General features: G+C 63.9%; 22 protein-coding genes. 8 read left to right on the top strand and 14 right to left on the bottom strand.

The annotated features are described in order from the left end of the window. The first annotated feature begins 197 nt into the window (after positions 1-197). Positions 198-959 carry an SDR family NAD(P)-dependent oxidoreductase gene (locus tag AC3WRR_RS09825; protein ID WP_492294283.1) on the top strand — a complete coding sequence of 254 codons (762 nt, stop codon included), beginning with the start codon at positions 198-200 and terminating at the stop codon, positions 957-959. Positions 960-1,002: 43 nt separating this feature from the next. On the opposite strand, the gene AC3WRR_RS09820 is transcribed toward AC3WRR_RS09825, so the two are convergent. From AC3WRR_RS09820 to AC3WRR_RS09760, 13 genes are all read right to left on the bottom strand, one after another. Continuing rightward, on the bottom strand, positions 1,003-1,929 hold the full coding sequence (locus AC3WRR_RS09820; RefSeq protein WP_011617436.1) for an AraC family transcriptional regulator: 927 nt from the start codon (positions 1,927-1,929) through the stop codon (positions 1,003-1,005). Between the two features lie 48 nt (positions 1,930-1,977). After that, on the bottom strand, positions 1,978-3,006 hold the full coding sequence (locus AC3WRR_RS09815) for a zinc-dependent alcohol dehydrogenase family protein (RefSeq protein WP_439669208.1): 1,029 nt from the start codon (positions 3,004-3,006) through the stop codon (positions 1,978-1,980). Between the two features lie 44 nt (positions 3,007-3,050). After that, a complete protein-coding gene (locus AC3WRR_RS09810; protein ID WP_011617438.1) occupies positions 3,051-4,472 on the bottom strand; it encodes an aldehyde dehydrogenase family protein in 1,422 nt (473 codons plus the stop codon). An 18-nt stretch (positions 4,473-4,490) separates the two neighbouring features. Then, a complete protein-coding gene (locus AC3WRR_RS09805) occupies positions 4,491-6,095 on the bottom strand; it encodes a class I adenylate-forming enzyme family protein (protein WP_492296811.1) in 1,605 nt (534 codons plus the stop codon). Positions 6,096-6,356: 261 nt separating this feature from the next. Further along, positions 6,357-7,325 (bottom strand): LysR family transcriptional regulator, encoded by a 969-nt coding sequence (locus tag AC3WRR_RS09800; RefSeq protein ID WP_492296810.1) that lies wholly within the window; start codon positions 7,323-7,325, stop codon positions 6,357-6,359. A gap of 58 nt (positions 7,326-7,383) precedes the next feature. Beyond that, on the bottom strand, positions 7,384-8,181 hold the full coding sequence (locus tag AC3WRR_RS09795; RefSeq protein ID WP_041688154.1) for an enoyl-CoA hydratase: 798 nt from the start codon (positions 8,179-8,181) through the stop codon (positions 7,384-7,386). Positions 8,182-8,239: 58 nt separating this feature from the next. Continuing rightward, the gene (locus AC3WRR_RS09790) at positions 8,240-8,485 is read right to left on the bottom strand and encodes a ferredoxin (RefSeq protein WP_136227872.1); all 246 of its coding nucleotides are present in this window, start codon (positions 8,483-8,485) and stop codon (positions 8,240-8,242) included. Between the two features lie 2 nt (positions 8,486-8,487). After that, the gene (locus AC3WRR_RS09785; RefSeq protein ID WP_011617443.1) at positions 8,488-9,681 is read right to left on the bottom strand and encodes a CaiB/BaiF CoA transferase family protein; all 1,194 of its coding nucleotides are present in this window, start codon (positions 9,679-9,681) and stop codon (positions 8,488-8,490) included. Continuing rightward, complete coding sequence (locus AC3WRR_RS09780) at positions 9,678-10,538, bottom strand: enoyl-CoA hydratase-related protein (protein ID WP_011617444.1); 861 nt, start codon at positions 10,536-10,538, stop codon at positions 9,678-9,680. Before AC3WRR_RS09780 ends, AC3WRR_RS09785 begins: the two co-directional genes overlap by 4 nt. 70 nt (positions 10,539-10,608) lie before the next feature. After that, the gene (locus AC3WRR_RS09775; protein WP_039016261.1) at positions 10,609-11,469 is read right to left on the bottom strand and encodes an enoyl-CoA hydratase/isomerase family protein; all 861 of its coding nucleotides are present in this window, start codon (positions 11,467-11,469) and stop codon (positions 10,609-10,611) included. Positions 11,470-11,509: 40 nt separating this feature from the next. After that, positions 11,510-12,706 carry a cytochrome P450 gene (locus AC3WRR_RS09770; RefSeq protein ID WP_439669210.1) on the bottom strand — a complete coding sequence of 399 codons (1,197 nt, stop codon included), beginning with the start codon at positions 12,704-12,706 and terminating at the stop codon, positions 11,510-11,512. 20 nt (positions 12,707-12,726) lie between these two features. Beyond that, positions 12,727-13,878: a 4Fe-4S binding protein gene (locus AC3WRR_RS09765; RefSeq protein WP_011617447.1), complete on the bottom strand. Its 1,152-nt coding sequence runs from the start codon at positions 13,876-13,878 to the stop codon at positions 12,727-12,729. A 55-nt stretch (positions 13,879-13,933) separates the two neighbouring features. Continuing rightward, positions 13,934-15,040, bottom strand: a complete 1,107-nt coding sequence (locus tag AC3WRR_RS09760; RefSeq protein WP_011617448.1) for a Zn-dependent alcohol dehydrogenase — start codon at positions 15,038-15,040, stop codon at positions 13,934-13,936. Positions 15,041-15,338: 298 nt separating this feature from the next. Here AC3WRR_RS09760 and AC3WRR_RS09755 point away from each other — a divergent pair, with 298 nt between their 5' ends. The 7 genes from AC3WRR_RS09755 (at position 15,339) to AC3WRR_RS09725 (ending at position 24,315) form a co-directional block, all read left to right on the top strand. Next, the gene (locus AC3WRR_RS09755) at positions 15,339-17,474 is read left to right on the top strand and encodes a flavin-containing monooxygenase (RefSeq protein ID WP_492296807.1); all 2,136 of its coding nucleotides are present in this window, start codon (positions 15,339-15,341) and stop codon (positions 17,472-17,474) included. 96 nt (positions 17,475-17,570) lie between these two features. After that, a complete protein-coding gene (locus tag AC3WRR_RS09750) occupies positions 17,571-18,407 on the top strand; it encodes a patatin-like phospholipase family protein (protein WP_492296806.1) in 837 nt (278 codons plus the stop codon). A 73-nt stretch (positions 18,408-18,480) separates the two neighbouring features. After that, the gene (locus tag AC3WRR_RS09745) at positions 18,481-19,734 is read left to right on the top strand and encodes a CaiB/BaiF CoA transferase family protein (protein WP_492296805.1); all 1,254 of its coding nucleotides are present in this window, start codon (positions 18,481-18,483) and stop codon (positions 19,732-19,734) included. Continuing rightward, positions 19,731-20,867, top strand: a complete 1,137-nt coding sequence (locus AC3WRR_RS09740) for a CaiB/BaiF CoA transferase family protein (protein ID WP_492296803.1) — start codon at positions 19,731-19,733, stop codon at positions 20,865-20,867. The genes AC3WRR_RS09745 and AC3WRR_RS09740 overlap by 4 nt, the downstream gene beginning before the upstream one ends. 12 nt (positions 20,868-20,879) lie before the next feature. Continuing rightward, positions 20,880-21,779 (top strand): 3-hydroxyisobutyrate dehydrogenase, encoded by a 900-nt coding sequence (gene mmsB, locus AC3WRR_RS09735; RefSeq protein ID WP_011617453.1) that lies wholly within the window; start codon positions 20,880-20,882, stop codon positions 21,777-21,779. A 24-nt stretch (positions 21,780-21,803) separates the two neighbouring features. After that, entirely contained in the window at positions 21,804-23,303 is a 1,500-nt protein-coding gene (locus AC3WRR_RS09730) for an aldehyde dehydrogenase family protein (protein WP_492296801.1), read from the top strand. A 58-nt stretch (positions 23,304-23,361) separates the two neighbouring features. Beyond that, on the top strand, positions 23,362-24,315 hold the full coding sequence (locus tag AC3WRR_RS09725) for a tripartite tricarboxylate transporter substrate binding protein (RefSeq protein ID WP_011617455.1): 954 nt from the start codon (positions 23,362-23,364) through the stop codon (positions 24,313-24,315). 146 nt (positions 24,316-24,461) lie between these two features. On the opposite strand, the gene AC3WRR_RS09720 is transcribed toward AC3WRR_RS09725, so the two are convergent. Then, positions 24,462-25,637 (bottom strand): M20 aminoacylase family protein, encoded by a 1,176-nt coding sequence (locus tag AC3WRR_RS09720; RefSeq protein WP_010810229.1) that lies wholly within the window; start codon positions 25,635-25,637, stop codon positions 24,462-24,464.

Here is a 25,637-nt window from a genome sequence, read left to right as displayed (position 1 = left end):
CGCTCGCGGACCTCGGGGGAAAACTTCACTGACTTCCTCATGGCTCCATTCTCTCAACGATTGGAGCCTCCTCAAAATCCGGGGCGGTTCATCTTGGACGCTCTCGCAGGTTTTATAGAATCCCAAGCATTCCATGCACAGCTCGATGGAAGTATCTTTCTGCAAGAGGACGTTTAATCAATCCAATTGGAGATGACATGAGTAATTCCCTTGAAGGAAAAGTCGCCGTGATCACGGGCGGCACAACAGGAATCGGTCTGGCAATCGCCAAGGAATTCGTTGCGGAAGGCGCTAAAGTTGTTGTGACTGCGCTTCAACAGGAGCCACTCGACGAAGCCGTCAGGGAAATCGGCCCGCGCAGCTTCGGTGCCAAGGCGGATGCTTCCAGCATTGCCGAGATGGACGCGCTGCTGAAGCGAGTCAAAGCCGATCACGGGAGATTGGATGCCGTCATCGCCAACGCCGTCGCTGACGAGCATGCGCCGCTGGGCAAGATTACAGAAGAACAGTTCGACAAGATGGTCGGCGTCAATCTCAAGGGCGTGCTCTTCACTATCCAGTCTGCGATGCCGCTGCTGGAGAGCGACGGCAGCATCATTCTTATCGGGTCGACCGCTTCAGTCGCCCCACCCGCAGGCATGAGCATCTATGGCGCGATCAAAGCCGCATTCCACGGCATGGTCCGGTCCCTGATCCAGGATGCGAAAGACACCGGCGTCCGGATCAACATTCTGAGCCCGGGGGCAGTAGACACGCCTTCCCTGCGCAGAGCGCTTATCAAGGCGGCAGGCGCCGATATGGCGGACGCCATCGTTCAATCCATCGCGCAACGAAGCCCAGCGGGCCGCATCGGTGATGCTCGCGAAATCGGCAAGGTCGCGGTTTTCCTCGCCAGCGATGCATCAAGCTATGTGAACGGCGTCGAGTTGTTTGTCGACGGCGGATTGAGACAAGTTTGAGGCTTCCGCGCTAAGCACGGGGACCCCGCCCGCTGCCTGATCGCTACCGGCTTGCCTTCGCAAAGAGGCACCGGTAGCGCCCGGGGGCCATGCCTGAGGAACGCTTGAAGGCGCTGCTGAACGCGCTTTCAGATGAATAGCCCAGCGAACGGCCAAGTTCCGATATGGGCATGACGCCCTCGCGCAATTCATATTCGGCAAGGCACATGCGCAGGTTCTGCAGGTAAGTCAGGGGCGGGATGCCCGCACCAGCCTTGAAGCGAATGGCGAAGCTGGAGCGTGACATGGCAACTTCCTTCGCCAGTTGGCCAAGCTCCCATGCCCGGCCAGGCTCGCGGTGCATCAGGCGCAACGCCGGAGCGAGGCGCTCGTCGCTGAGTGCCTTGACCCATCCCGCCACACAAGGCCCGGAAGCATCGAGATATGACCGGATGGCCTGAACACACAGCAGTTGCGCAAGCTGCCTGGTTGCCAGCGCAACCCCTGGTCGCTCAGAGACAAGCTCCTGAACAAGTTGATTCAAGAGCCATTGCACGACCGCAGCCTCGGCCGAATTTCCGCCGATATGAAGGTATGGTGGCAACACCTCCGAGAGCAGCTTGCCACGCTCGCGGTCCAAGGCAATGTGAGCACCAACGGCGAAGAAATCTAGACCATGGCCGAGTGTCACCTTGCTTTCTAATGCACCAGAGAAAAGCTCACGGCCATCGACGGACGCTGTCTGCAAGTCGCTCGCCAGCACGAAAGCCAGGTCGGCTGGCAGCACGAACACGTCGCCTCTCGTCACCTCGCGCGGCGCGGTCATCCCTTCGATGGTCAGCCAGCAGGCACCCTTCACGACAACCATAAACTTGAGCTGCCCGGGCGGAGGGAATCGCAATGCCCACGATCCTCCCGCAGCCAGGCTCCCGACGTCGACGCACTGCGCGCTGGCCAGGGTGAGAATGTCAGTGAGTGGGTCCTCATTCATGGTGCATGGGTGGCGCGGAGGCCAGCGCGGTACGGGTTTTGTTCTCAGCTAGATTTCGACAACGATCTTGCCGAAATGGCGACCGGCTTCCTGGTGCCGGAACGCGGCAGGCAGTGCTTCCAGGGGAAAACTGGAATCGATCACTGGGTGCACTCCAGCCGCCTCGATCGCACGGATCATCTCCAGCTGATCCGTGCGGCTGCCGACCACAACCCCCTGCAGCCGGAGTTGCCGCGCCATGATCCGCCCCGTGTCGACACGGCCGGCCGTGCCTGCGAGCAAGCCCACGAGCGCAATGCTGCCGCCGGTCCGGCAGGCCTCGATCGACTGGTTAAGCAGGTCGGCGCCGCCGATGTCGACAATGTGATCGACGCCCCGGCCGCCCGTCCATTGCCTGGCCGCGCGCCCCCAGTCCGGCTCCGCCTTGTAGTGGATCACGTGGTCCGCCCCGAGCGCGCGAAGACGCTCCAGCTTGCCCTCGGAGGATGAGGTCGCAATCACCGCTGCCCCCCTCGTCTTGGCGAACTGCAGCGCGAACACCGACACCCCGCCCGTGCCCTGGACAAGCACCACATCGCCAGGACCGATGCCGCCACAGCATCCAAGTGCGCGCCACGCGGTCAGGCCGGCGCAGGGCAGGGTTGCGGCTGCCGCCAGCGAGAGGCCAAGCGGCACGCGCGTCAGGGCGGCCGCCGGCACCACGGCAAACTGGCGCGCGTACCCGTCGACGTGTTCCCCGGCAACGGCGCCATGCTTCCACTGGGCGGGTGCCCCTTCGCGCCAGTGACGAAAGAACGTCCCCAGCACCGAATCGCCCACGCGCCATGCCATGGACGGATCCGCCTCATCCCCGTGTGGCGGCCCTACCTCAACAACTTCGCCCGCGCCGTCGGACAAGGGGATACGGCCCTCGGCAGTCGGCATGCGGCCCGTCACCACGAGGTAGTCGTGGAAGTTCAGCGAGCTGCCGCGCACCCGCACCAGCACCTCCCCGGGTCCCGGACGACCCGGCTCCTCATCGAATGGCACCAGTTGATCGATGCCGGCGGGCCGTCCCAGGCGTATCGCTGTGGCCATGTCTATGGTCCTGTAAAGATCCCGGGCGTCCAGCCGGCTGCGCATCAGGCACGTAGCTGGATTGCCTTGTACTCAAGAAATTCTTCCAATCCGTAAATTCCGTTCTCGCGACCTTGTCCGGATTGCTTATATCCGCCGAACGGAGCCAGGGGGTTCCAGCGGCCGCCGTTGATGTCGACCTGGCCCGTGCGCAATTGCCGCGCGACACCGAGAGCACGATCATCCGTTCCGGCCCAGACAGCGCCCGACAGTCCATATATCGTGTCATTGGCGATATTCACGGCCTCGGCCTCGGAGTCATAAGGAATGATCGTAAGTACGGGGCCGAAGATCTCTTCCCGTGCAACCGTGCTCCGAGGATCCGCGACGAACACCGTGGGCCGGACGAAATACCCGTCACCGGTGCCGGCCGGGGCCTCGGGTCCACCGGTCACGAGTTCGGCGCCTTCTTCGAGGCCGAGGCGAATGTAGCTGAGCACCCGGTCCCGATGCGCTGCCGACGCCAGCGGACCCAGCTTTACGCCTTCGGCAAAGGCACTTCCTACGACAAACGAATCGGCTGCCTGGCGCGCCAATTCGCGTGCGTGGTCCAGGCGGTCTCTAGGCACCAGCATGCGAGTCCATGCTGCACAGGTCTGGCCTGAGTTCAGATAGCAGTGTGAAACGGTGGCTTGGACGGCCTTCGCGAGGTCGGCGTCGTCAAGCACAATCGATGCGCTCTTTCCGCCCAACTCCAGCGAGATGCGCTTGATCGTCTCCGAGCCGATCCTGCTAACCTGCTTGCCGGCGCGCGTTGACCCGGTAAACGAGACCATGTCCACCTCTGGGTGCGCTGCCAGTGCCTCACCGACCAACGGACCGAGACCCGTCACCAGATTGAATACTCCCGGCGGCAGGCCGGCCTCATGAATGACCTCGGCAAGAACGAAGGCATTGAGTGGAGCGATTTCAGACGGCTTCAGGACAACCGTGCACCCACTGGCAAGCGCCGGCGCGATCTTCTGCGTGATCTGGTGCAGCGGATAGTTCCAGGGCGTGATGGCGGCGACCACCCCCACGGGTTCGCGCACAACCATTGAGTTGCCAACGCGCGCTTCATAGTCAAACTGCTGTGCCAGTCTCGCGTAGTACGCCCAGGAATTCGCGGGCGCGGCGACCTGGACCAGTGAGCAGGCCCGCAGCGGCGTACCGACCTCTGTGGCAATCAGCCGCGTCAACGCGTCACCGCGTTTCAGCAGGCCATCGGATACCTTTTGCAGGACCTTCGCACGATCGGCTGACGAGGTCTGAGACCATCCGGGGAAAGCCGCACGCGCTGCACTGACGGCCGCATTCACGTCCGCCTCGGAGCCGGCAGGGATGGTGGCAAAGAGGTCGCCCGTGTTCGAGTCTGTCACCTGCAGTGTCCCGGCAGAGGACGGCGTCAGCCAATGTCCTCCAATATAGAGAGTGGTGCGTTCGATCATGTAACAGTCTCACGTCGCTCAATCAGCATGCGGAAGATCCGACCCCGCCTGCCGCCACTGAGCCAGGACTTCTCGCTTGGCGACCTTGCCGGCAGCATTCGTTGGCAGTGCCTCGGCGCGCAGCCACCAGCGGGAGGGCACTTCATGCCGCCCGAGCAGCGCGGCAGCATGGGCGCGCAGGCGCTCAGGCGTAACGGTGGTACCCGGCCTTAAGACAACAACGGCGCCGACTTCCTCGCCAAGGTCGGCGTGCGGCAGTGGCACGACCGCTGCTTCGACCACATCGCCGTGTTGAAGCAGACATTGCTCGACTTGCGCGCATGCGATGTTCTCCCCTGCACGGATGATGATGTCTTTGGAACGGCCAACCAGGTACAGGTAGCCCTCGGCATCGAGCCAGCCGCGGTCGCCCGTGGCAAACCATCCGTCCGGATCGGTCATCGGCTCAGGGTTGCGAAGGTAGCCCCGGGTCATCGTGGCGGTGCGCACCATGATCTCCCCTACCCCCGCGTCGTCGGGGGCGTCGATCCTCACCTCGGCCAGGGGTAGCAGCCTGCCAACACACCCTTTGGGCCGGCCTTCGATCTCTGCGCTCGATCCTGCCGCCAGGACACCGCCAGCCTCCGTCATCCCATACAGGCTGCCCACCCGCTTTCGCATGGACGGGAACGCCTTCTGGATCCTGGCGCGAAGATCGTCGGACAGAGCCGCGCCACCCATCGGGATCGACCTCAGGCTGGTGGTATCGAAGTTGCCGAACAGTTCGTGCTCCACCACGCGCGAAACCATCGTGGGCACACTGCCCCAGACGCGCACCCTTTCCTGCTCGATGAGCCTCAGCACCGTCACCGGATCGAAGCGTCCCTCCAGCATCACCAGGGTCCCGCCGGTCAGCAGGGTGGTCGTGGCGATCTGGATGCCTCCCATGTGGAACAGCGGCATGGTCAGCAGGCTGATGGTCCCCGACGCCTCGGGCGCGAGTTCGTCAGGCAGGCGCCCGGTCAGGACCAGAAGATTCTGGATATTGGCGATGAATGACCGGTGCGAGATCACCACCGCCTTGGCGTCGCCCGTGGTGCCGGAGCTGAACATGATAACGGCGGTCTCGTCCTCCATGTCAGGCGCAGGCTCCGGGCATGGAAACGCCGCAGTCGTGTTGCGCAAGGCCGCGCCAATCTCATCGAAGGAAGTGGTCAACCACGGCCCCCGGGGCGACGCCGTCGCCCTGTCCGTAATGAGCAGCGTCGGTTCAGCCAGCTCCGCGCAAGCTTGCGCCTGTGCATTGCCCCACATTGCATTACCAAGGACTGTCACGCCGCCAAGACATTGCACCGCCCAGAACACAAGCAGCCACTCCAGGCTGTTATGGCCCAGCAACATCACGCTCGTCCTGCGGCCAATCCCCTGCGCGGCCAGGAAGCCGGCGACGCGCCGTACGGCGCATTCGAATTCCCGGGTGCTCAGGCGCAGTTCACCTTGCACAATGAACGGACGGTCTGCCCAGCGGCGCGCGTCGAGCAGAAACTCGGCCAGTGACGTCGGACGATATGTATAGACCAGTGTTGAGTAGCTCTCAACTCTTGCTCTCGCGACCTCGCGAGACCAGCGTCGTGGGGTGATCATAGGAGTGGTACCAATGCAGACGACTACGTTGACGGGAGTCCAGCCACCAGGCCTCGACATCCGGGGTCGAGGCCATGGCCCCACGCGGTACCGACCATTGACCGGGATACCCCGATGCTGATCGCACATCGCATGGGTAGTAGTAGACCCCGTGCGCTGGCGGCGATCAACACAGCGAAGCGAACAAGAGTACTTCGTCAGGCGAGAGATGCAGCGCGTACCGGATTGGGCGACGTGATTTCGCCGACCGGGGATCGCGCCCTACAGACTTTGCGCGCGGCTGCCTGCCGGCGCCTGCGCGGCTTCGTCCAGGCGCGGCTGGCTCACGGTCATGCTACTCCAGCCCACGGGAAGCACGCGGGACAGGAACTCGACGAACGCCTTCACTTTGGCGTTCCGGCCCTGTGCTGGCGGGTAGACCGCGTACAGGGTCTGCCCGCGCGCGACGTACCCGGTCAGGACCTGTTCAAGGCGCCCGACTCTGACGTCAACATCGAACAGGATCGATGGGCCCTGGCCCAGCCCCAACCCGGCAAGAACCGCTTCCCGGTAGTTGTCGCTGTTGTCGAACGCCAGGTTGCCTTTCACGGGCGCCAGGCGTTCTCCCTCCGGCGTCTGAAAGAGCCACGAGCGCCCGCCATGAAAGAGGTCCGCAGTCAGGCAGTTGTGCGATGCCAGGTCCTCGATGCGTTCGGGTCGGCCGTAGCGGTCAAGATACTCCGGCGTCGCGCAGGTGACGCGCAGGTTCCGTGTCAGTGGGCGCGCGACGAGCCGCGAGTCGGGCAAATCGCCGCCCCAGACGGCAATGTCCAGGCCGCGTCCGATCAGGTCGTGCTGCAAGCCGTCGGCTTGCGTGATCTTGAGATTGATTCCCGGATACTGCTCAACGAACTCACTGAGGCGTGGCACCACGTGCAGCCGCGCCACGATCAGCGGCAGCTGGACATGCAGCCGGCCGACCGGATCATCGCAGGCGCGTTCCAGCTCCTGTTCCGCCTCCTCCATGGAGGAAAGGATTTCGCGGCAGCGCACAAAATACGCCTCGCCCGCCGGCGTCAAAGCAAGCTTTCGGGTATTGCGCACGAGCAGCGGCACGCGCAATTCCTGCTCCAGGCTTGCGATCCGCCGGGTCAGAATGGACGCCGTCACGCCGAGCTGGCGAGCGGCCGCCGAGAAGCCTCCCCTTTGCGCAACGGCGACGAAGGATTGAATAGCCGCGAACTTATCCACTAACCTTTGCTCCTGCGCCCACTACTGCACTGCACTGCGCGCACGACATCCAGGCCAATCAGCTTCCCTTGAATTGCGGCGCGCGCCGCTCGGCGAATGCCTTGCAACCTTCGACAAAGTCCTCGCTCGCGAAGCAGGCAGCAATAGATTCGTCCCAACGCTCAGTATTCCAGTCCGCGGATGACCTGTCCAGATCACGGTCTATCAGCTTGATTGCCCGGACAGTCAGGGGTGCTGCGGCGGCAATGGCGGCGGCCACGCTCCTGGCTTCCGCAGCCAGGTCCCCATCGGGCACGACCGTATTGACAAGTCCAATGCGCAGCGCTTCCGAAGCAGAGAACTGGCGTCCGGTCAGGAGGATTTCCTTCATGAACGCCGGCCCGACGAGCGAACGGATCTTCGCCATACTGTCACCCGGATAGCCAACTCCCAGCTTTACAGCAGGAATGCCAAACCGCGCCGTTTCCGATGCGATCCGAAGATCGCAACAACTCGCCAGCGCCAGTCCCCCGCCGAGGCAGTAGCCACGGATCACGGCCACGGTCGGCTTGGCACAGTCCCAGACTGCCCGGTAAGCCTGCAGCGCACTGCGCTCGACCGTGCGCACGGCATCGGCCTGCGACAAGCGGCTGTTGAACTCGGCGATGTCGGCGCCGGACATGAAGTCGCGTCCGCCGTCGCCCTCGATCAGAATGACCCGGATATCCGGGTCACCAGCGAGCGAATCCAGGGCCGGCGCCACGTCGCGCCACATCGAGTCCGTGCCTGCGTTGCGACGGGCGATATTGCTGAACACAATCCGCCCCGTCGCACCGTCGCGCTCGAGAATCAGGTGTCCCCTGCTGTTCTCCATCATATGGTCCGGTTTTCGTTACAAAGCGCCAGTCGCGCCAGGTATCCGCATCAAGGCCGGGTCATTGCTCGTCGTCCTCGACCTCGATGGCGAACTCAGGGCAGTTTGCCCAGGCAAGCAGCACCTCCTCCTTCAGGGCCGGCGGCACATCGCCACTTCCCCTGACGCGCGCATAGCCGTCCTCCCCAACGATGAACAGTTCCGGCGCCGCCCGGATGCAGTTCTGATGCCCTTTGCATCGTGCCGATTCAATTCGAATTTTCATGCTCACTCCGTAGTCTGTGGTCAGGTTGGCGCGCTCGCCCACGATCACACCACGTGACGCTCGCGCAGGTCCGAGATCTGTTCCGCGCTATATCCCAGTTCCATCAACACCGCTTCGGTATGCTCGCCTCGCCCGGGCGTTGCCGTGCGCATCTGGCTTGGCGTGCGCGACAACGTGTACGGCTGCGCCACGACCTTTATCTCCTGAAGCTCCGGATGCCGCAGGGATATGGCCATGCCCAGATGCTGCGTTTGCCGGTCCTCAAATACCTCGTCCATCCGGTAAATGGGGCCACAGGCAACGCTCGCCTGCTCGAAGGCCCGGATCCATTCGGAACTTGTCTTGCGCCTCGTGTATTGCGCAAGCTCGCCTTTCAACGCCTCCCGGTTCTTTGTGCGCAGTTCGTTGCTGGCATACTCGACCCGCCCGAGCAGCTCCGGCGCCCCGATCGCATTGCACAAGCGCCGCCACATCTCCTCGCCTGCCGTGGCAATGTTGATATGGCCATCGGCGGTCGGGAACACGCCGGTTGGCGTCGCAGTGGGATGATCGTTGCCTGCCGGTTCCGGCACCTCGCCGTCCATCAGCCATCGTGCCGCCTGGTAGTCGGTCAGCGCGATCATGCCCTGCAACAGGGAGGTCTGCACCCATTGCCCACGGCCCGACACTTCACGCTCGAGCAGGGCCGTCATGATGCCGAGCGCCGCGTACAGGCCGACACCGGTATCCGCCAGCGAGATCCCGGTCCGCAACGGCGGTTGCCCCTTTTCGCCGGTGATCGCCATCAGCCCGCCCATGCCCTGCACAATCTGGTCGTAGCCTGGCCGGTCGGCATACGGGCCGTCCTGCCCGAAGCCCGAGATGCTGGCGTAGACGAGCCCGGGATTGCTGCGCTGCAAGGTTTCATAGTCCACCCCAAGCCGGGTCTTCACGCCTGGCCGGAAATTCTCCACCAGCACGTCAGCGGCCTCGACCAGCCGCTGGAGAATCCGCACGCCTTCCGGATCCTTGAGGTTGAGCGTGATGCTGCGCTTGTTGCGATGCAGGTTCTGGAAATCCGAGCCGAGGCGGTCCCCGATCCAGCCGTCGCTGACGTCAAGCGCCTGCGGGCTTTCAATCTTGATGACATCCGCTCCCCAGTCCGCCAGCTGCCGTACCGCCGTCGGGCCCGCTCGCAGGCGGGTGAGGTCGAGTACACGAAAGCGCTCGAGCGGGCCCTGCCGATTGGAGGCACTCATGACGCGGTACTCCCCATGGCCGTGCCGGGCAGCGGGCTGAAGGCCGGCGGCCGCTTGTCCTTCATGGCCCGCATGGCTTCACTGAAATCCGGCTGTTTCATCAACTGCCCCATCAGTTCCCGGGAATCCTCGATCGCGGCGCCCGCGTCGTGCCGCATGAGGTCGGCGTAGAGTTGACGCTTGGCCGTTTTCACGGCCACCGGCGATGTCGAGTCCGCCAGGCCGCGCGCGATCCGGAGAACTTCCTCCTCAAGGGTTTCACGCGGCATCACGCCGTTGAGGAACCCCATGGCGCGCGCCTCTTCCGCCAGGAACACGCGCCCTGACAGCAGAATGTCGGCACTGTGGGTCAGGCCCACGATACGCGGCATGATCCAGGACAGCCCGAATTCGGCAGGCAGCCCTAGCCGTGGCGTTGAGGTCGTGAGCTTGGCGCCTGCCGCGGCATAGCGAAGGTCGCAGTAAGCGGCCAGCGCGACGGCGATGCCGGCGCAGGCCCCGTTGATGGCGGCAATGACGGGCTTTTGCAGGCCCCAATGCCAGATCAGCTCGTGCTCGTACTCCGGGCGTACGCCGTGACCCGGCGTTGCCATCACGTCATTCCTGAAGCTTTCGAGATAGTCCTGATCGGACTCACGGTAATGGTCCAGCGCCTTCGTGTCAGCGCCGACGCAAAACTGCTGGCCCGCGCCGGTGACAACAATCACACGCACGCGCGGGTCGTCGTCCAGGCATGACATCAGCCAACGATACTCGGCATTCATGCGCGTAGTCCAGGAATTTCCGCGCCCGGGGCGGCTGAGCCGAACCAGGCCGACGCCGTTGTCGACGCTCAGTTGGGTGACATGCAGTTCCACGCCGTCTCCTTATCAGGGTGATGGGCATTGACGCGCAGGTGGGCAGCGTCGTTGCCGGCCGGGCCTCGCCTCAGTCGGCATCCCGATGGTTCATGTCGCGCAGCTTGAAAGTCGCGGTTGTGCCAGACTCCCTGCGCTCGCGCAGGAAGTTGAACTCGTCGCTCTCGAACCTCAGGTTCGTACCGAGCGTGTGGCCGACAAAGCCACGTGTGAACTGGGCCGCGCAGCCCAGGCTTTCCAGCGCCATCTGGTGCATGGCCTTGCCCGTCACCAGGGCGTCGCGCGGGTGCTTGGCGATACGTCCGGCCCAGTTCTCAACGGTAGTCTCCAGTTCAGCCAACGGCACCGCGCGATTGACCAGACCGAGCCGGCAAGCCTCGCTGCCATTGAAGCGCTCGCCCAGTAGCATGAGTTCCCGGGCAACCTTGGCGCCATACATCAGGATCTGCGAGTTCATGTGCCAGGTATTGCCGGCGAGACCAAAGCGCTGTTCCGCATGGCTGAAGCAGGCATCGTCCGCGGCAATCGCCAGATCCACCAGCTCCACCAGGTAGATGCCCACGCCGGTGCAATGGCCATGGACCTGTGCGATAACCGGCTTGGCCGAATTCTGGAACGCCATGTAGCTCATGCCCAGGCGTCGGTCCCGCTGCAAGCGCGTTCTTTGGTTGGGGCGCCGCGGCTTGCCGCCGTCCGGGGTTAGCTCCAGCCCGTACGACTTGACGGCATCGTTGTAGTCGTGGCCTGCGCAGAATGAGGGCCCGTTCCCCTTCAGGATGATGACTTTGATGTCATCGTCGTACTCGGCATCCCGCAGGGCGGCAACCAGGTCGTCCATCTCATCGAAGCGCAGGGCATTGTGCTTCTCCGGCCGGTTCAGGATCAGTCGCGCCACCGGGCCGTCCTTTTCCAGGATCACTGTGCTGTTCAACGTCGTCTCCTTGTTCTGTATCCGCTGGGGCATCCAGGCGTCAAACCACCCGGATACGCACGTTCTCAGGACCACGGGCATTGCCCGCAGACCACTTGACCGCGCCGGATATGCGCTCAAAATTCGGAATCGCCTTGAGCCATTCCTCGATGGCGACGCGCATTTCCATGCGGGCGAGGTGGGACCCGAGGCATCGGTGCACGCCCACCCCGAAGGTCAGGTGTCGGTTACGCTTGCGATCAAGCTGCACTTCGTCTGGGTTCTCGAATACCGCCGGGTCGCGATTGGCCGCCGGGTAAGCCAGAATCACCCGCTCGCCAGCACCGATGCAGCGCCCCTTCAACTCCACTTCCTCGGTGGTGACGCGCGCGATAGACAGCGGCGCATAGAAGCGAAGCAACTCCTCCACCGCAGTCGTCCTCAACAGGCCTGGCTCGTTGATCAGCGTCGCCCGGTCGGCAGGGTGATCAGCCAGATGGTTCAGGCTGGCGTTGAGGGCGTTCCACGTGGTATCGGCGCCCGCAAGGACGGCCAGCAGCAGACTACCGATACGGTGCTTGCGCGAGATCGGCTTGCCGTCGATGGTGGCCAGTGCGATATGGCTGACGAGGTCTTCGCCCGGGTCCTGCTCCCGCTCTTTGAGCAATTGCTCAAGATCCGCGAAGGCTTCATCGAACGCCGCCTTGCGCAACTCCTGGTCGAAGGGCCCGTACTTCAGGACCCGGATGGCCCAGTCCATGAAGCGCTCCTGACGGTCGTCGGGTACGTCGAGGAAGCGTGTCAGCAATGACAAGACGAAGGGCTTGGAGTAGTCCTCGCCAAGGTCCGCTTCGCCTTTGACGGCGACCCGTCGCGCCAGGTCGCGCGCGAGACTCTGTGCGTACGGCTCGATGGCTGCAACTCGCGCCGGCGTGAAGTAGGGCTCGAGCAGGTCACGGTGGATCTTGTGATCCGGCGGGTCGCTGGTCAGCGGTGGCAGCACCAGGCCCGAACCCTGCGGCGGCACTTCGCCCGCAATTTCCGCGGCCCGCGATGAGAACACTGCGGGATTCTGGGCGACATGGTGGATATCGTCGTATGTTGTCGGCAGCCAGGAGCCGCCCCACTTTTCGCTATGCGCCACCGGACAGCCGCTGGAACGGATGTCGCGCCACAGGGCATGCGCCTCCTGTACATAGTGGTCGGAGAGAAGGTCATAGCCGTCATGGGGCAGTGCGTGCTGGTTGGTGTCGGTCACTTGGGATCTCCTGGAAAATGTCAGTACGTTTCAACGTGATAGCGTCCGCTGGCTAACAGGCGTTCCCGGACCATTGGCCATGCGGATGCGCCGTCGCCGCGAAGGACACCCGCGAAGGCATCCTCCACACCGGCTTCCATGCCTTTGCGGCCACACAGGAACACGTGCGTGAGTTCGTCCTGTAGAAGCGTCCTGATTCGCTTGCCGGCGGCCCGGATGCCGTCCTGCACATATATGCGGGGCGCGTCCGGTTGACGCGAGAAGCAGAAGTAGTGGTCGACAAAACCCTCCGGCAACCCGTCTTCCTCACCGCAGTAAGGCAGCTCCACGGGACGACGGCCGCCGAAGAAAAGCATCAGGCTGCCTGTGGCGCCGCGCATGCTGCGCAGGCGGTGCTGGATGAAGCCCCGAAAAGGCGCGACGCCTGTGCCAGTGCAGACCATGATCAGGTTGGCGGACGCTTCCATGGGCATCAGGAACGTATCGCCCAGCGGGCCGACGACCCGCACCGTTTCACCTGGGACCAGGCCGCACAGATAGTTCGAACACAGGCCGCCCGGCTTGCGCCGCACCGTCAGTGCGACGGTGCTGGTGCCCCGCCGCTCGCCCGTTCTTGCGCTGGCGACCGAGTACAGTCGCTCGATATGCGGGCGCCCATTGGCATCGAGGCCGGGCGGCAGAATGCCAATGCTCTGGCCCTCCAGGATGGGCATCGCCTGGTTGCCGAAATCCAGCACGATGTGCCAGACATCATCGTCAGCGTCGAGTGCCGTGGCCCGCTCGCGCAATGTCACCGTCGCGACGGCTGGTGCAGCGCGGCTGTACAGGTGCAGTGCCGGCGCACTCGCCGACGCGGGCGCCCGCACTAGGACAGGACTCTCGTTGGCATCGGTCTCGGTGCCCGCTTGCATCGGCGTTGGCAGATCCTGCCACGAAAGTTGCTGCGCAAGCGTGTACGGCTGCTGCACCGGGTACCAGTGATTGATCGCGCCCGTTGGGCACGGGGGGAGACACGCACGGCAATGGTTGCAGCGCTCGACGTCGACCACGTAGTTGTTGTGGTCGTGTGTGATCGCGCCAACCGGGCAGGACTCCTCGCAGCTGTTACAGCGTATGCAAATGGCCGGATCAATCAGGTGCTGCGTGATCGATGTTGACGTGGGAAGCGTCATGGTTGCTCCTGTTCGTTGGCGGCGCCTGCGCGGCGAGTAGGCATCGCGCGTGACCTCATGGGCGCACGATGGCCCGACCGCCCGCCTCCGTGGCGCAATGCGCCATGGCCTCATTGACCTGGTCCAGCGAATAGATGACTGACGCGAGGTTGTCCAGTTGCAGCTTGCCCGCCCCGTGGAGGTCTACCAGCCGCGCAATGTCGCGGCGCACGTGAGCGGAACCATAGAGGGAGCCGCGGATGGTCTTCTCTGTGAGCACCAGCCCGCCGAACGCGGAGATGTTCACCACCACGTCCTTACCCGGCGCACTGACAATGACGGCACGGCCGCCTCGTCGGGTCATCCGTATGGCGTCATCGATGGATTGCTGGCGCCCGGCGACTTCCAGCGCGACCTCGACGCCGCGCCCACCGGTGAGCGCGCGTACCTTTTCCACCAGTCCGGTCCCGGGCTGCAGCTGATGGGTCGCACCCAGCGACCGCGCCAGCTCCAGGCGATCCGTACGGGGATCGATTGCGATGATCATGCTGGCACCGCTGGTACGCGCGCCCTGGATCGCATGCAGGCCGACACCGCCGCAACCGAGGATGGCCACCGCTTCGCCGACTTCGACCCGGGCCGTGTTGACCGCTGCGCCCCAGCCCGTCATGACCCCGCAGCCGAGCAATGCCGCCTGCTCCAGCGGCAGAGAGTCCGGGATGGGAACGACCGATGTAGCCGGTACGACAACCCGCTGTGCAAGCGTTCCCAGACCGGCCATCTGGAACACCGGTGCGCCATTCCATGTAAATCGCGTCGTGCCATCTGCCATGGTGCCCTGCAGCATCGATGGCTGCCCCGACTCGCACAACACCGGCTGGCCGTGGTTGCAATAGAAGCAGTTGCCACACTGGGCCAGCAGGCTGAGCACCACGCGGTCGCCGAGCGCCAGGCCCGACACCTGAGATCCCAGGCCCACGACGACACCCGCGCTTTCGTGCCCCAGTATCACTGGCAGCGGTGTCGGCAGCACTGCTTGGTACACCGACAGGTCCGAATGGCACACGCCTGTCGCGGCAATCTCCACCATCACTTCGTTATCGTGCGGTTCATCCAGGTCCAGCAACTCCACCTGGAGTTCGCGGGCCTTCACCATCACGGCAGCCTGCACCTTTGTTCGCATCGCGTCGCCTCTTGTTTCCGGTCTTCAGTCGCTTGAAGTTTAGAGGCGGACGTCCGGGCGCATTGCGCCGTTTCACGAAGTTCTTACTTGCTCAATTCGAGCAATTCCTGCCCTCTTTGCATCACCAGTCCAGGCGCGCCTCGTACTGCTGCACTGCGTCAGCACGACCCTCGATCGCCGATCCATTCGGCATGCGCTGGCGCTGCATATCGCGTTTTGCGAAGTTCTCATCTTCACCGGTTCCTGTTGGTCCGGCACTGCGCCGTTCCTACACTTCCGACACGTGACCAGGGACGGCATGGTCCCCGCAATCTGCAAGGCCGTGCCACATGAACAAACCACTAAACCGGAACGCCAATCCACTATGTATATTGAACCTTCCAACGCAGCCATCCCATCCGCTGCCGGGACCAACCCGCTTGCAGCCAGGAGCGAACTCCGAGATGTCTTCACAAACATTGCGCGTCAACGCCAGATCGCGGAATCTGACCTTCGCAAATACCTTGCAGACGTAGACCCGGCGCTGCTGCTAGCGTCGCTCGTGCACATCACGCGCGACCCATCGCTGCTCAGCCGCTACGCGCCTGAACTGAAGATGCCGGACAAGGGCGATCTCATGCCTGGCGTGAAGGTCGTCGAAACGCTGAAGGGCTTCGCCCAGGTCGCCACCATCCCAGGGGCTATCCGGCAAGAGATGATCGAGCTGACGGTTGCCGCGCTGGACAAGCCCGCCTCCGAACAGACCGAATACCTGTCGGGCTACGATCTGGCGCCCGATCTGTTTCTCAAGATGGCAGCGATGGTCACCGGCGAGCCGATCGATGCCGAGTTTGGCGACATGCTGCTCGAACAGGCAGGCTTTGTGCGCAACCAGCCCGTGCTGCCGCAGCGCGGCCGCCCGACCGAGCGTATCGAACTGGCCATCATCGGTGCCGGCATGAGTGGCATCGCGGCCGCCATCCAGGCGAAGGACCGCGGCTTCCGCTACCGCATCTTCGATAGCAACAACAAGGTCGGTGGCGTATGGGCGGCGAACGACTACCCAGGCGTCGCGGTCGATACACCCGCCACGTATTACTCGCTGTCGTACGAACTCAATCCATCGTGGAGCAACTATTACCCGGTGGGCTCCGAGTACCTGCGCTATCTCGAAGGCATCGTCGAGAAGCACAACATCAGTGAGTTCATCGAGCTCGAGAGCGAAATCCTGAAGATCCAGTGGATCGAAGAGGACCAGGAGTGGGAACTGATGGTGGTCAAGAAGGGGCGCGAGGCATCTCGGGTGCGCGCCACAGCAGTCATGTCATGCCTCGGCCACCTCAACCGCCCGAACTATCCCGACCTGCAAGGCCGCGAGACGTTCAAGGGCGTATCGATTCACGCCAACCGCTGGAAGCATGACGTCGATCTGCGCGGCAAGCGCGTCGGCATCATCGGCACCGGAGCGACCGGCGTGCAGGTGATCGGCAAGATCTCACAGGAAGTGGACCACCTCACCGTCTTTATGCGCCAGCCGATGTGGATCATTCCCAACCAGGCGGGAGACGGGGATATTCCGCAAAGCAAGCGCTGGGCGCGCCAGCACCTGCCGTACTTCCTCCACTGGGACAGGCTGAAGTCTTACTGGACCTATAGCGACAAGGTCGGATATCCGATCGTTCGCGCAGACCCAGAATGGGCGAAGACGCACGTCTCCATCTCTCCAGCCAACGACCGCCTGATGCAGTTCTGCATCAACTACATCAACTCGTGTTTTGGCGAGGGTAGCGAACTGGCCCGGAAGCTGACGCCGGACTACGCACCGCTGGGCAAGCGAAGCGTGCGCGACCCGTACGACTTTGCCCCCGGTGGCTTCTACTACGCCCTGTCGCAGCCGAACGTGGCCCTCGAGACCAGCAAGCTGGCGCGTGTGGTGCCGGACGGCATCCTGACCGTGGACGGCAAGCTGATCGAGCTCGACGTCATCATCTACGCGACCGGGCTGACCCTCGACTGGCTGTCGCCGATCGAGGTGGCGGGACGCAACGGGGTACGGCTATCCGACGTCTGGCGCGACAACAATCCGTCCTCCTACCTGGGCGGGATGGTGCCGAAGTTCCCCAATCTCTTCATCAACTCTGGCCCGCATACCGGGGCTGGGCATGCTGGCGGGCACAACTTCATGGCGGAGGTCGTCAACCACTACGCGATGGAATGCCTGCAGTTACTGGTCGAGGAGGATGCCCGCTCGCTGGAGGTGACCCAGGAAGCGTTTGATGAACACAACCGCAAGCTCGACGAGAAGATGGCGGGGGCGATCTGGACCTGGGAGCGGCGCGCCCACACCTATTACACCAACCAGAAGGGGCGGCCCATCCTCCCGACGCCATGGCGCCATGTGGACTTCTGGCGCATGACCCGCGAGCCCATGAAGGAAGCCTTCATCCTGCGCTGATGCAATGCCGTCGGCGCCCCGACGCCCGGATGCTTGCCGGCAGGCAGCCCTCCGGCGCGGGGCTATGAACCAGTCAAGGTAACGGGAACTTAGAGCATGAACCGCGGTTTGATACTTGGGGGCGGTGGCGTCCTCGGCCTCGCCTGGGAGATTGGCGTGCTCCACGGGCTTGCGTCCGGCGGCATCGACCTGCTCGGCGCAAGCGAAGTCATCGGGACATCGGCCGGCGCATTTGCCGGCTGCGCACTCCTTGACCCGAGGGGCATTGCGTGGGCGTACGCGCGGCAGGTTGCTGCGAGCGTACAAGAGGTGCCGGTCGCCTCGTCCTCTGATGTCATCCAGACCCTGTCCGTATTGCTGACGGAATGCGCCGGCGACGCGGCGCGCGCCGGACGGCGCATCGGCGAGTTTGCGCTGGCGGCCTCATCCGTTGAGGTCCGCCAGCGCCTGGCTGTCGTGCGCGACCGGCTCGACCGCGATGACTGGCCGTCCGACCGACTGATGCTCACCGCCATCGACGTGGACAGCGGCGAGCTGCACCTGCTTACCAGCGACTCGGGCATCGACCTGGTGCACGCTGCCGCTGCCAGCGGTGCGGCGCCGGGCATCTGGCCCGTGATCTCGGCCGGCGGCAAACGCTGGGTGGACGGCGGCAGCGTATCGGTGACCAATGCACACCTCGCACGGAGATTCGGCCAATGCATCGTCATCTCGCCCCGGCCGGGCAACCTAACCGGCGTCACGGTGCAGTCCGAGATCGACGCCTGCGGCAAGCGCGACGACGCCGTGCTCATTGTTCCTGACGCGAGCAGTGAGGCCGCGATCGGCCAGAACAACTTCGACCCCAGCCGGCGCCAGGTGGCCGCCGAGGCAGGGAGACGGCAGGGTAAGCAACTCGTCCGTGAAATGCCGGACGCATGGCGGGTGTGCTGATGTAGGGAACCCGACGGCGGCGGGCGTCTTTCACGCAACACCGCCTGGGTGTACAGAAACTTCGGGGAACAATATGACAACCGAAAACGGGGACAAGGCACCCGGCCCGTGCGCAGGATTGCGCGTGCTGGAATTCGCAACCATGGTTGCCGGGCCGTTCGCCGGCCAGATGCTGGCCGATCTCGGGGCCGAGGTCATCAAGATCGAGCCCATCAGTGGCGATCCCATGCGCAAGGGGCACCCCCAGCACCAGGGGGTCGCGGCTGGATTCGCGCTGTTCAACGGTGGCAAGCGAAGCATGTGCATCGACCTCAAGTCCCCTTCGGGACAAGCGCTGGCGCGCGAGCTGGCGTTGACTGCCGATGTGCTGATTGAAAACTTCCGCCCGGGCGTGATGGCCGGATTCAGGCTCGGGCATGAGACCCTTTGCCAGGCCAATGCAAGGCTCATCTATGCGTCAATCAATGGCTTCGGCGTCGATGGACCATATGCCGCACGGCCCGCATACGATCATGTCGTGCAGGCGCTGAGCGGGACCATGCCGGGCATCGGCAGCCAGGACCAGCCCGAGCCCGTCCGCAATTCGGTCGTCGACAAGATTACCGCCGCCACCGCCGCACAAGCAATTCTGGCCGCGCTCGTCCACCGCGAGCGCAACGGCGGCAAGGGCCAGCGGGTCTGCGTGTCGCTGCTGGACGCCTACGCCGCCTTCATGCTGCCGGATCTGATGGTGAACCACTACTTCCAGACGCCAAGTATCGGTGCGCGCGCCCTGCCCAACACCTACTTCCCAATCCGGACGTCGGACGGCCACGTCATGGGCCATATCTTCACCGACGAGCAGTTCAGGAATCTCTGCCGGATGTTTGACCGCCTGGACCTGATCGACGATCCCCGCTTCGCTGGTGTGAAGGAGCGCCGCGATCACTGTGAGGCGATGTGGGATGAAATCCGGCACAGCGCGCGGCGGCTCGACACGGCCACCGTCGAGCAGCTTGCCGAGAAGCACAGCGTCCCGCTTGGGCGCGTCAACGACCTGGCCGGGTTCTTCGCCGATCCGCAGGTCCGGCACAACGGCACGTACTCGGACGATGACGATCCATTGCTCGGAAGAGTGCGTCAGCTTCGGTCCCCGATCCGCCTGGCGCTGACGCCAGCGGCCAGCCGCCGCCGGCCGCCCCTGCTCGGGGAGGACACCAGCGCACTCCTCGCGGGCCTGGGCAAGACGGCAACGCAGATCAACCAGGCCTTTGCAAGCCGGGTGGTCGCCGGCCGCATGGACGAGGCGGATGCCGCAGGCAAGTCCGCGGTGGGAGCACAAGCATGAGCGGTCCATTGAAAGGCGTCAGGATCATCGAGTTCGGCGCAATCGGGCCGGCGCCATTCGCCTGCATGATGCTGGCCGACAACGGCGCGGACGTCATCCGCGTGGCGCGGCATGTACCGGCCTGGCGGCAAGGCATCATGGATGCGAGCAAGGACGTTCTGGCACGCTCGCGCCGCGTCGTGCACCTTGACCTCAAGACGCCCGAAGGTGTGCGCGAGGCCCACGCGCTCGCACGCGACGCGGACGGCATTGTCGAGGGCTACCGCCCGGGCGTCATGGAAAGACTCGGGCTTGGCCCTGAGGTCTTGCTGGCTGACAACCCGCGGCTGGTGTACGGGCGCATGACCGGATGGGGCCAGGACGGGCCCCTCGCACAGCGCGCCGGGCACGACATCAACTACATCGCGCTGGCCGGTGCATTGCACGCCTTCGGGCGCGAGGGCGGCAAGCCAACGCCACCCGCCAACCTGGTCGCAGACTTTGGCGGCGGCGGCATGTTGCTTGCGTTCGGCATGGTCAGCGCCATCCTGCATGCACGCGCCACGGGGGAAGGTCAGGTGGTGGACTGCGCCATGCTCGACGGCACCGCGTTGCTGATGAGCATGATGTGGTCGCTGCGTTCCGCCGGTGTGTGGCGCGACGAGCGCGGTGTCAATCTGCTCGACACCGGCACGCATTTCTACGAGACGTATGAGACCAGCGATGGCAAGTACATCGCGATCGGCGCGGTTGAGCCCGAGTTCTATGCGCTGCTGCGGGAAAGGCTAGGTCTGGCCGACGACCCGGACTTCGACCGCCAGCGGGACCCGAAAGCCTGGCCGGATCTCAAAGCCAGGCTTTCCACGATCTTCAAGACCCGCAGCCGCGACGAATGGTGCCGCATCTTCGACCCCACCGATGCCTGTGTCACCCCGGTCCTTTCGATGAGCGAGGCGCCCGATCACCCGCACGCCCGCGCGCGCGGGGTATTCACGACCATCAATGGTGTCGTGCAGCCCAGCCCGGCTCCGCGCTACTCGCGCACCGTGAACGATGCACCCAGGATGCTTCGCCCTCAACAGGACGATCGCGATGCGATCCGCCCCGGGCGTCGCACCGCACCGTGCGCAAGCGAACCGGCAACCGATAGCTGAGGGGTAAGCGAAATGAGCAGAATTGCATTCATTGGTCTTGGCAATATGGGCATGCCCATGGCCCTGAACCTTGTACGTGCGGGCCACGACGTGCAGGGATTCGATATCTCGGAAGCCGCACTGGCCGGCTTCGCCGGACAGGGGGGGCAATCGCAGCGCAGCGTGGCAGCGGCTGTCGATGGCGCGTCGATCGTCATTTCCATCGTGAGAAATGCCGATGACGTGAAGAACCTGTACTGCACCGCAGGCGGTGTCCTGGACGTCGCCGCGCCGGGAGCCCTGCTGATCGAGAGCTCAACCATCGGACCCGCCGCCGCGCGTGCTGTCGCCGCGGAAGCGGCGCAAGCCGGCTTTGCGATGTTGGATGCTCCCGTGGCCGGCGGCCAGGCTGGCGCCCGCGAAGCGCGGCTGACATTCATGGTCGGCGGCGCGCGCACGGCCTTCGACCGCGCTGAGCCAGTCCTGCGCCAGATGGGCGCCAGAATCTTTTATGCCGGGGCCAGCGGCAATGGCCAGATTGCCAAGCTGTGCAACAACCTGATCGCCTGCGTCAGCAGCGCGGTCGTCTCGGAAGCCTTCATCCTGGGCAGCAAGCTCGGCATGGACTATCAGACGATGTACGACATCATCACACAGTCTACCGGCCAGTGCTGGACCCTCTCGCACAACTGCCCGGTGCCGGGCCCCGTGCCGTCTTCGCCCGCCAGTCGCGATTATGTCCCTGGATTTGCGGCGGATCTGATGCTCAAGGACCTCTCCCTCGTCGCGTCTGCCGCCAGTGAGGTTGGCGCCGCGACACCGTTTGGCGCCAGGGCCATCCAGCTGTACCGGCAGCTAAGCGAATCTGGCCTTGGCGCCCGCGATTGGACCGTAGTTGCCAGGTTGATCGAAAACAGCGCTTCTCTCAATTAATGCTGCATAGCCCAGGAGACCTCTGTGTCAGCTAACCCCCTCCATCCCAACCTCAACGCGGAAGATCTGGCCCTGGCCCTGAGTGGGCACAATTTCATCGACGGCGAGCTTGCGCCCGCACGCTCGGGCAGGACGTTCGCCGTGATCAATCCCGCCACCGGCCGCAAGATCGCGGATGCGCCCTTCAGCGTTGCCGATGACGTGGATCTCGCCGTCCATGCCGCGCAGCGCGCCCAGCGCGAATGGGCCGATACACCGGCGCGCAGGCGCGGCGCCCTGGTCATTGAATGTGCCCGGCTGCTGGCCTCGCACGTCGAGGAGCTGGCACGGCTTGTGACACTCGAGACCGGCAAGGCGATTCGGACCGAAAGCCGTCCCGAAGCGGAAGGTATCGCCGACATGCTGCAGTACTACGGCGGCCTGGCCCCGGAGCTGAAGGGCGAGACCGTGCCCCACCGGCCGGATGTCCTGACGCTCACCGTGCGGGAACCGCTCGGCGTCGTTGGCGCGATTTTGCCCTGGAACGCGCCAATGTACATCCTGGCGATGAAAATCGGACCCTCGCTCGTGGCCGGTAACACTGTCGTGGTGAAATCTGCCGAGGAAGCACCCCTGGCAGTGTTGCGCGTGTGCCAGATCCTGAGCCAGGTGCTGCCCAAGGGTGTCCTCAACGTGGTTGCCGGCTATGGCCCTGAATGCGGCGCGCCGCTGGTCGCGCATCCCGGTGTGCACAAGGTCACTTTCACCGGCTCCGTGGAAACAGGCAAGATCATCTACAAGACAGCGGCCGACAAGCTGATCCCCGTCACGCTCGAGCTTGGCGGCAAGAGCCCGATGATCGTCATGCCCGACGCTGACCTGGATCAGGCTGCCGCCGGCGCGGTGGCCGGCATGCGGTTCACCCGCCAGGGCCAGAGCTGCTCGGCCTCCAGCCGGATGATCGTGCACGAGTCGGTGCATGACGCATTTGTCGGCAAGGTGAAGGCGCTGGTCGATGCCATGAAGATTGGCGATCCGATGGACGAGGCCACGGACATCGGCACTATCATCTCGCCAGCCCAGTACGACAAGGTGTGCGGATACATCGAAGCGGGACGATCCCTGCCCGGCACAACCGCGGTGGAATGCTCGACATTGCCAGCAGACCTGGCGCTGGGAGCCGGACTGTTCATCCGCCCTGTGATGTTCACCGGCCTGACCAATGATAGTAAGCTGGCGCGCGAAGAGATCTTCGGTCCGGTCGTCTGCGTCATGAAATTCTCGAGCTACAGGGACGCGTTGGCGATGGCCAACGACACAGACTACGGCTTGACGGCGTCAGTCTGGACCCGGGATCTGAAGACGGCGATGGATGCCAGCCTGAGGCTTCAGGCCGGCTTCGTCCAGGTAAACCAGAATCTCGTAGCCCAGCCTGGCCTCTCGTATGGCGGCTACAAGAATTCCGGCTTGGGCAAGGAGGCATCGCTTGAGGCAATGCTGGACCACTTCACACAGATGAAGACCATCCTCGTGAATCTCGCATAGCACCAGCGGCGCCGCAGGCGCCGCTCTGCCTCAGAAAATCATTAAGGAGACACCGGTCATGAAAAATTCGATCGCGCTGCTGTTCTGTGCATTGGTCACCACAGTCTCGATGCCGTCTCACGCCAATGACAGCACGACGCCCCGTCGCCTCATCGTTCCCTATACCGCGGGCGGAGGCAGCGACACGCTTTCCAGGGCAATCGGCCAGAAGCTTTCTCAGGTACTGGGCGAACCTGTTGTCGTTGAAAACCGGCCCGGGGCAAACGGCTACATTGCCGCTGGCGTTGTCGCCAAGAGCCCACCAGACGGCCGTACCTTGCTTGTCGGCGGCAATGCGCTGATTATCGGGCCGATGTTGTACTCATCGCACAAGCTTAATGCGTTGAAGGATTTCACTCCTATTTCCAGTCTGGTCAGAGTGACTCTTGTACTGGTCAGTAGTCCGGGCCTTCCGGCCAACAATGGCCGAGAATTTGTCCAGATGGCGCGAAAAGAGAAAGGCCTGAGCTACGCCTCGCCGTCGCCGGGCATCATGTTTGCGACCGAGCAAATCAAGGCGCTGGCCGGTTTCGACCTGATGCGCGTGTCGTACCGTGGCGCACCGGAAGGCTTTATCGATGTGACTTCTGGAAGGGTATCCGTGATGTTTGACAGCGTTGCCGCGGAGCTGCCAAACATCAGATCGGGTCGCGCCAAGGCTCTTTTGGTTACCGGCGAAAACCGCCACCCTCTCCTTCCGGACGTACCGACGCTTGCTGAATCTGGCATCCCAGGCTACGTAGAGGACAACTATATCGGCATACTTGGTCCGGCCGGCATGGATCCGCACGTCGTCGATACACTGAACGCCGCATTGCTCAAGGTCCTCCGAGACCCTGAATTCAAGGCCTTTGCAGAAAGGCTGGGATTTCTCCCTTCACCTGCATCTCCCAAGGCCTTCCGGGATATGCTCGGCGCGACCACAACGCGGTACCAACAGATTGCCAATCAGCTCGACCTCAAGCCGGAATAGAGAAGCCACATGCATTGGTGCGAATAGCCTGACGTGTCTGTCCCCGGGCACATCGGCTCGGGGCCGCGCTGGGCGCAAGCCGTGCGGCCCCGAAATCGAGCAGCATTTCGACGGTCGCCAGACAGTTCCAGGGGGCTCGGTGGCGTTTAGTCCACGAGGAAACGTTCGCACAGCAGGGCCCAATACGCCGCACCGACAGCAATGTTCCCATCATTGAAGTCGTAGCCGGGATTGTGGACCGAGCAGCCTCCGGCCTTTCCGCCTTCGCCGTTTCCAAGCCACAGGTAGCAGCCAGGCACGGCATCCAGCATGAAGGCAAAGTCCTCACTGGCGGCAATGGGCGACGCCTGGCAGTTGACGTGGCTCGCGCCCAGCAAGTCCAGGGCGACCTGGCTTGCGAACGCCGTTTCGGCCGGCGTATTCACCAGGACTGGATACCCGCGCTGATAATCGACCTGCGCCGTGACGCCATAACTCTGCGCCTGCGCGGATACCAGGTCCCTGACACGCTGCTCGATCCGCTCTCGCACATCGCGGTCCAGTGCGCGGACACTCAGCCTGAGCACGGCGTGCGAGGGAATGATATTGGAGACGGTACCGGCCTGGAACGCGCCCACGGTAATGACCGCCGCTTGCAGCGGATCGACATTGCGCGCCACGATAGTCTGCAAGGCCATCACGATGGAGGCGCCGGCCACGACAGGGTCGGCCGCGTGGTGCGGGATCGCCGCATGGCCGCCGACGCCTTCCAGCGTGATGGTGACGTTGTCGGCCGAAGCCTGCGCCGCGCCCTCGCGCAACAGCAGACGGCCCGATGCGGTGCCCGGTACGTTGTGCATGGCGAAGACGGCATCGCAAGGGTACTTCCTGAACAGTCCGTCCTCCATCATCTTCTTTGCACCGCCCAACCCCTCCTCTGCCGGCTGGAAGATAAGGTTCAGGGTTCCGCTGAAGTCGCCGCGCCGGGCGAGGTACTTTGCTGCGCAAAGCAGCATGGTGGTATGCCCGTCATGCCCGCAGGCGTGCATCACGCCGGGATGGCAGCTGGCATAGGGGAGCCCTGTGGCCTCCTCCATCGGCAGGGCATCCATGTCGGCGCGAATGCCAAGGCTGCGGTTGCCCGTACCGCGTCGCAGCCGGCCGACGACCCCCGTTGTCCCCAGCCCGCGCTCGACCTCATAGCCCCATTCGGCGAGCAGGCTGGCCACCATGTCGCTGGTGCGGTGTTCCTCGAAGCCGAGCTCCGGATGCCGGTGCAGGTCACGGCGAACTGCTACGAACTCTTCGGCGCTGTCCCGCAGCGCGGCCAGGATGGGATGCAT

It is taken from the genome of Cupriavidus sp. FW305-3-2-15-C-LB2, assembly GCF_058787575.1.
The sequence above is the reverse complement of the archived record's forward strand: the minus strand, read 5'-3'. Positions and strand labels throughout refer to the sequence as shown.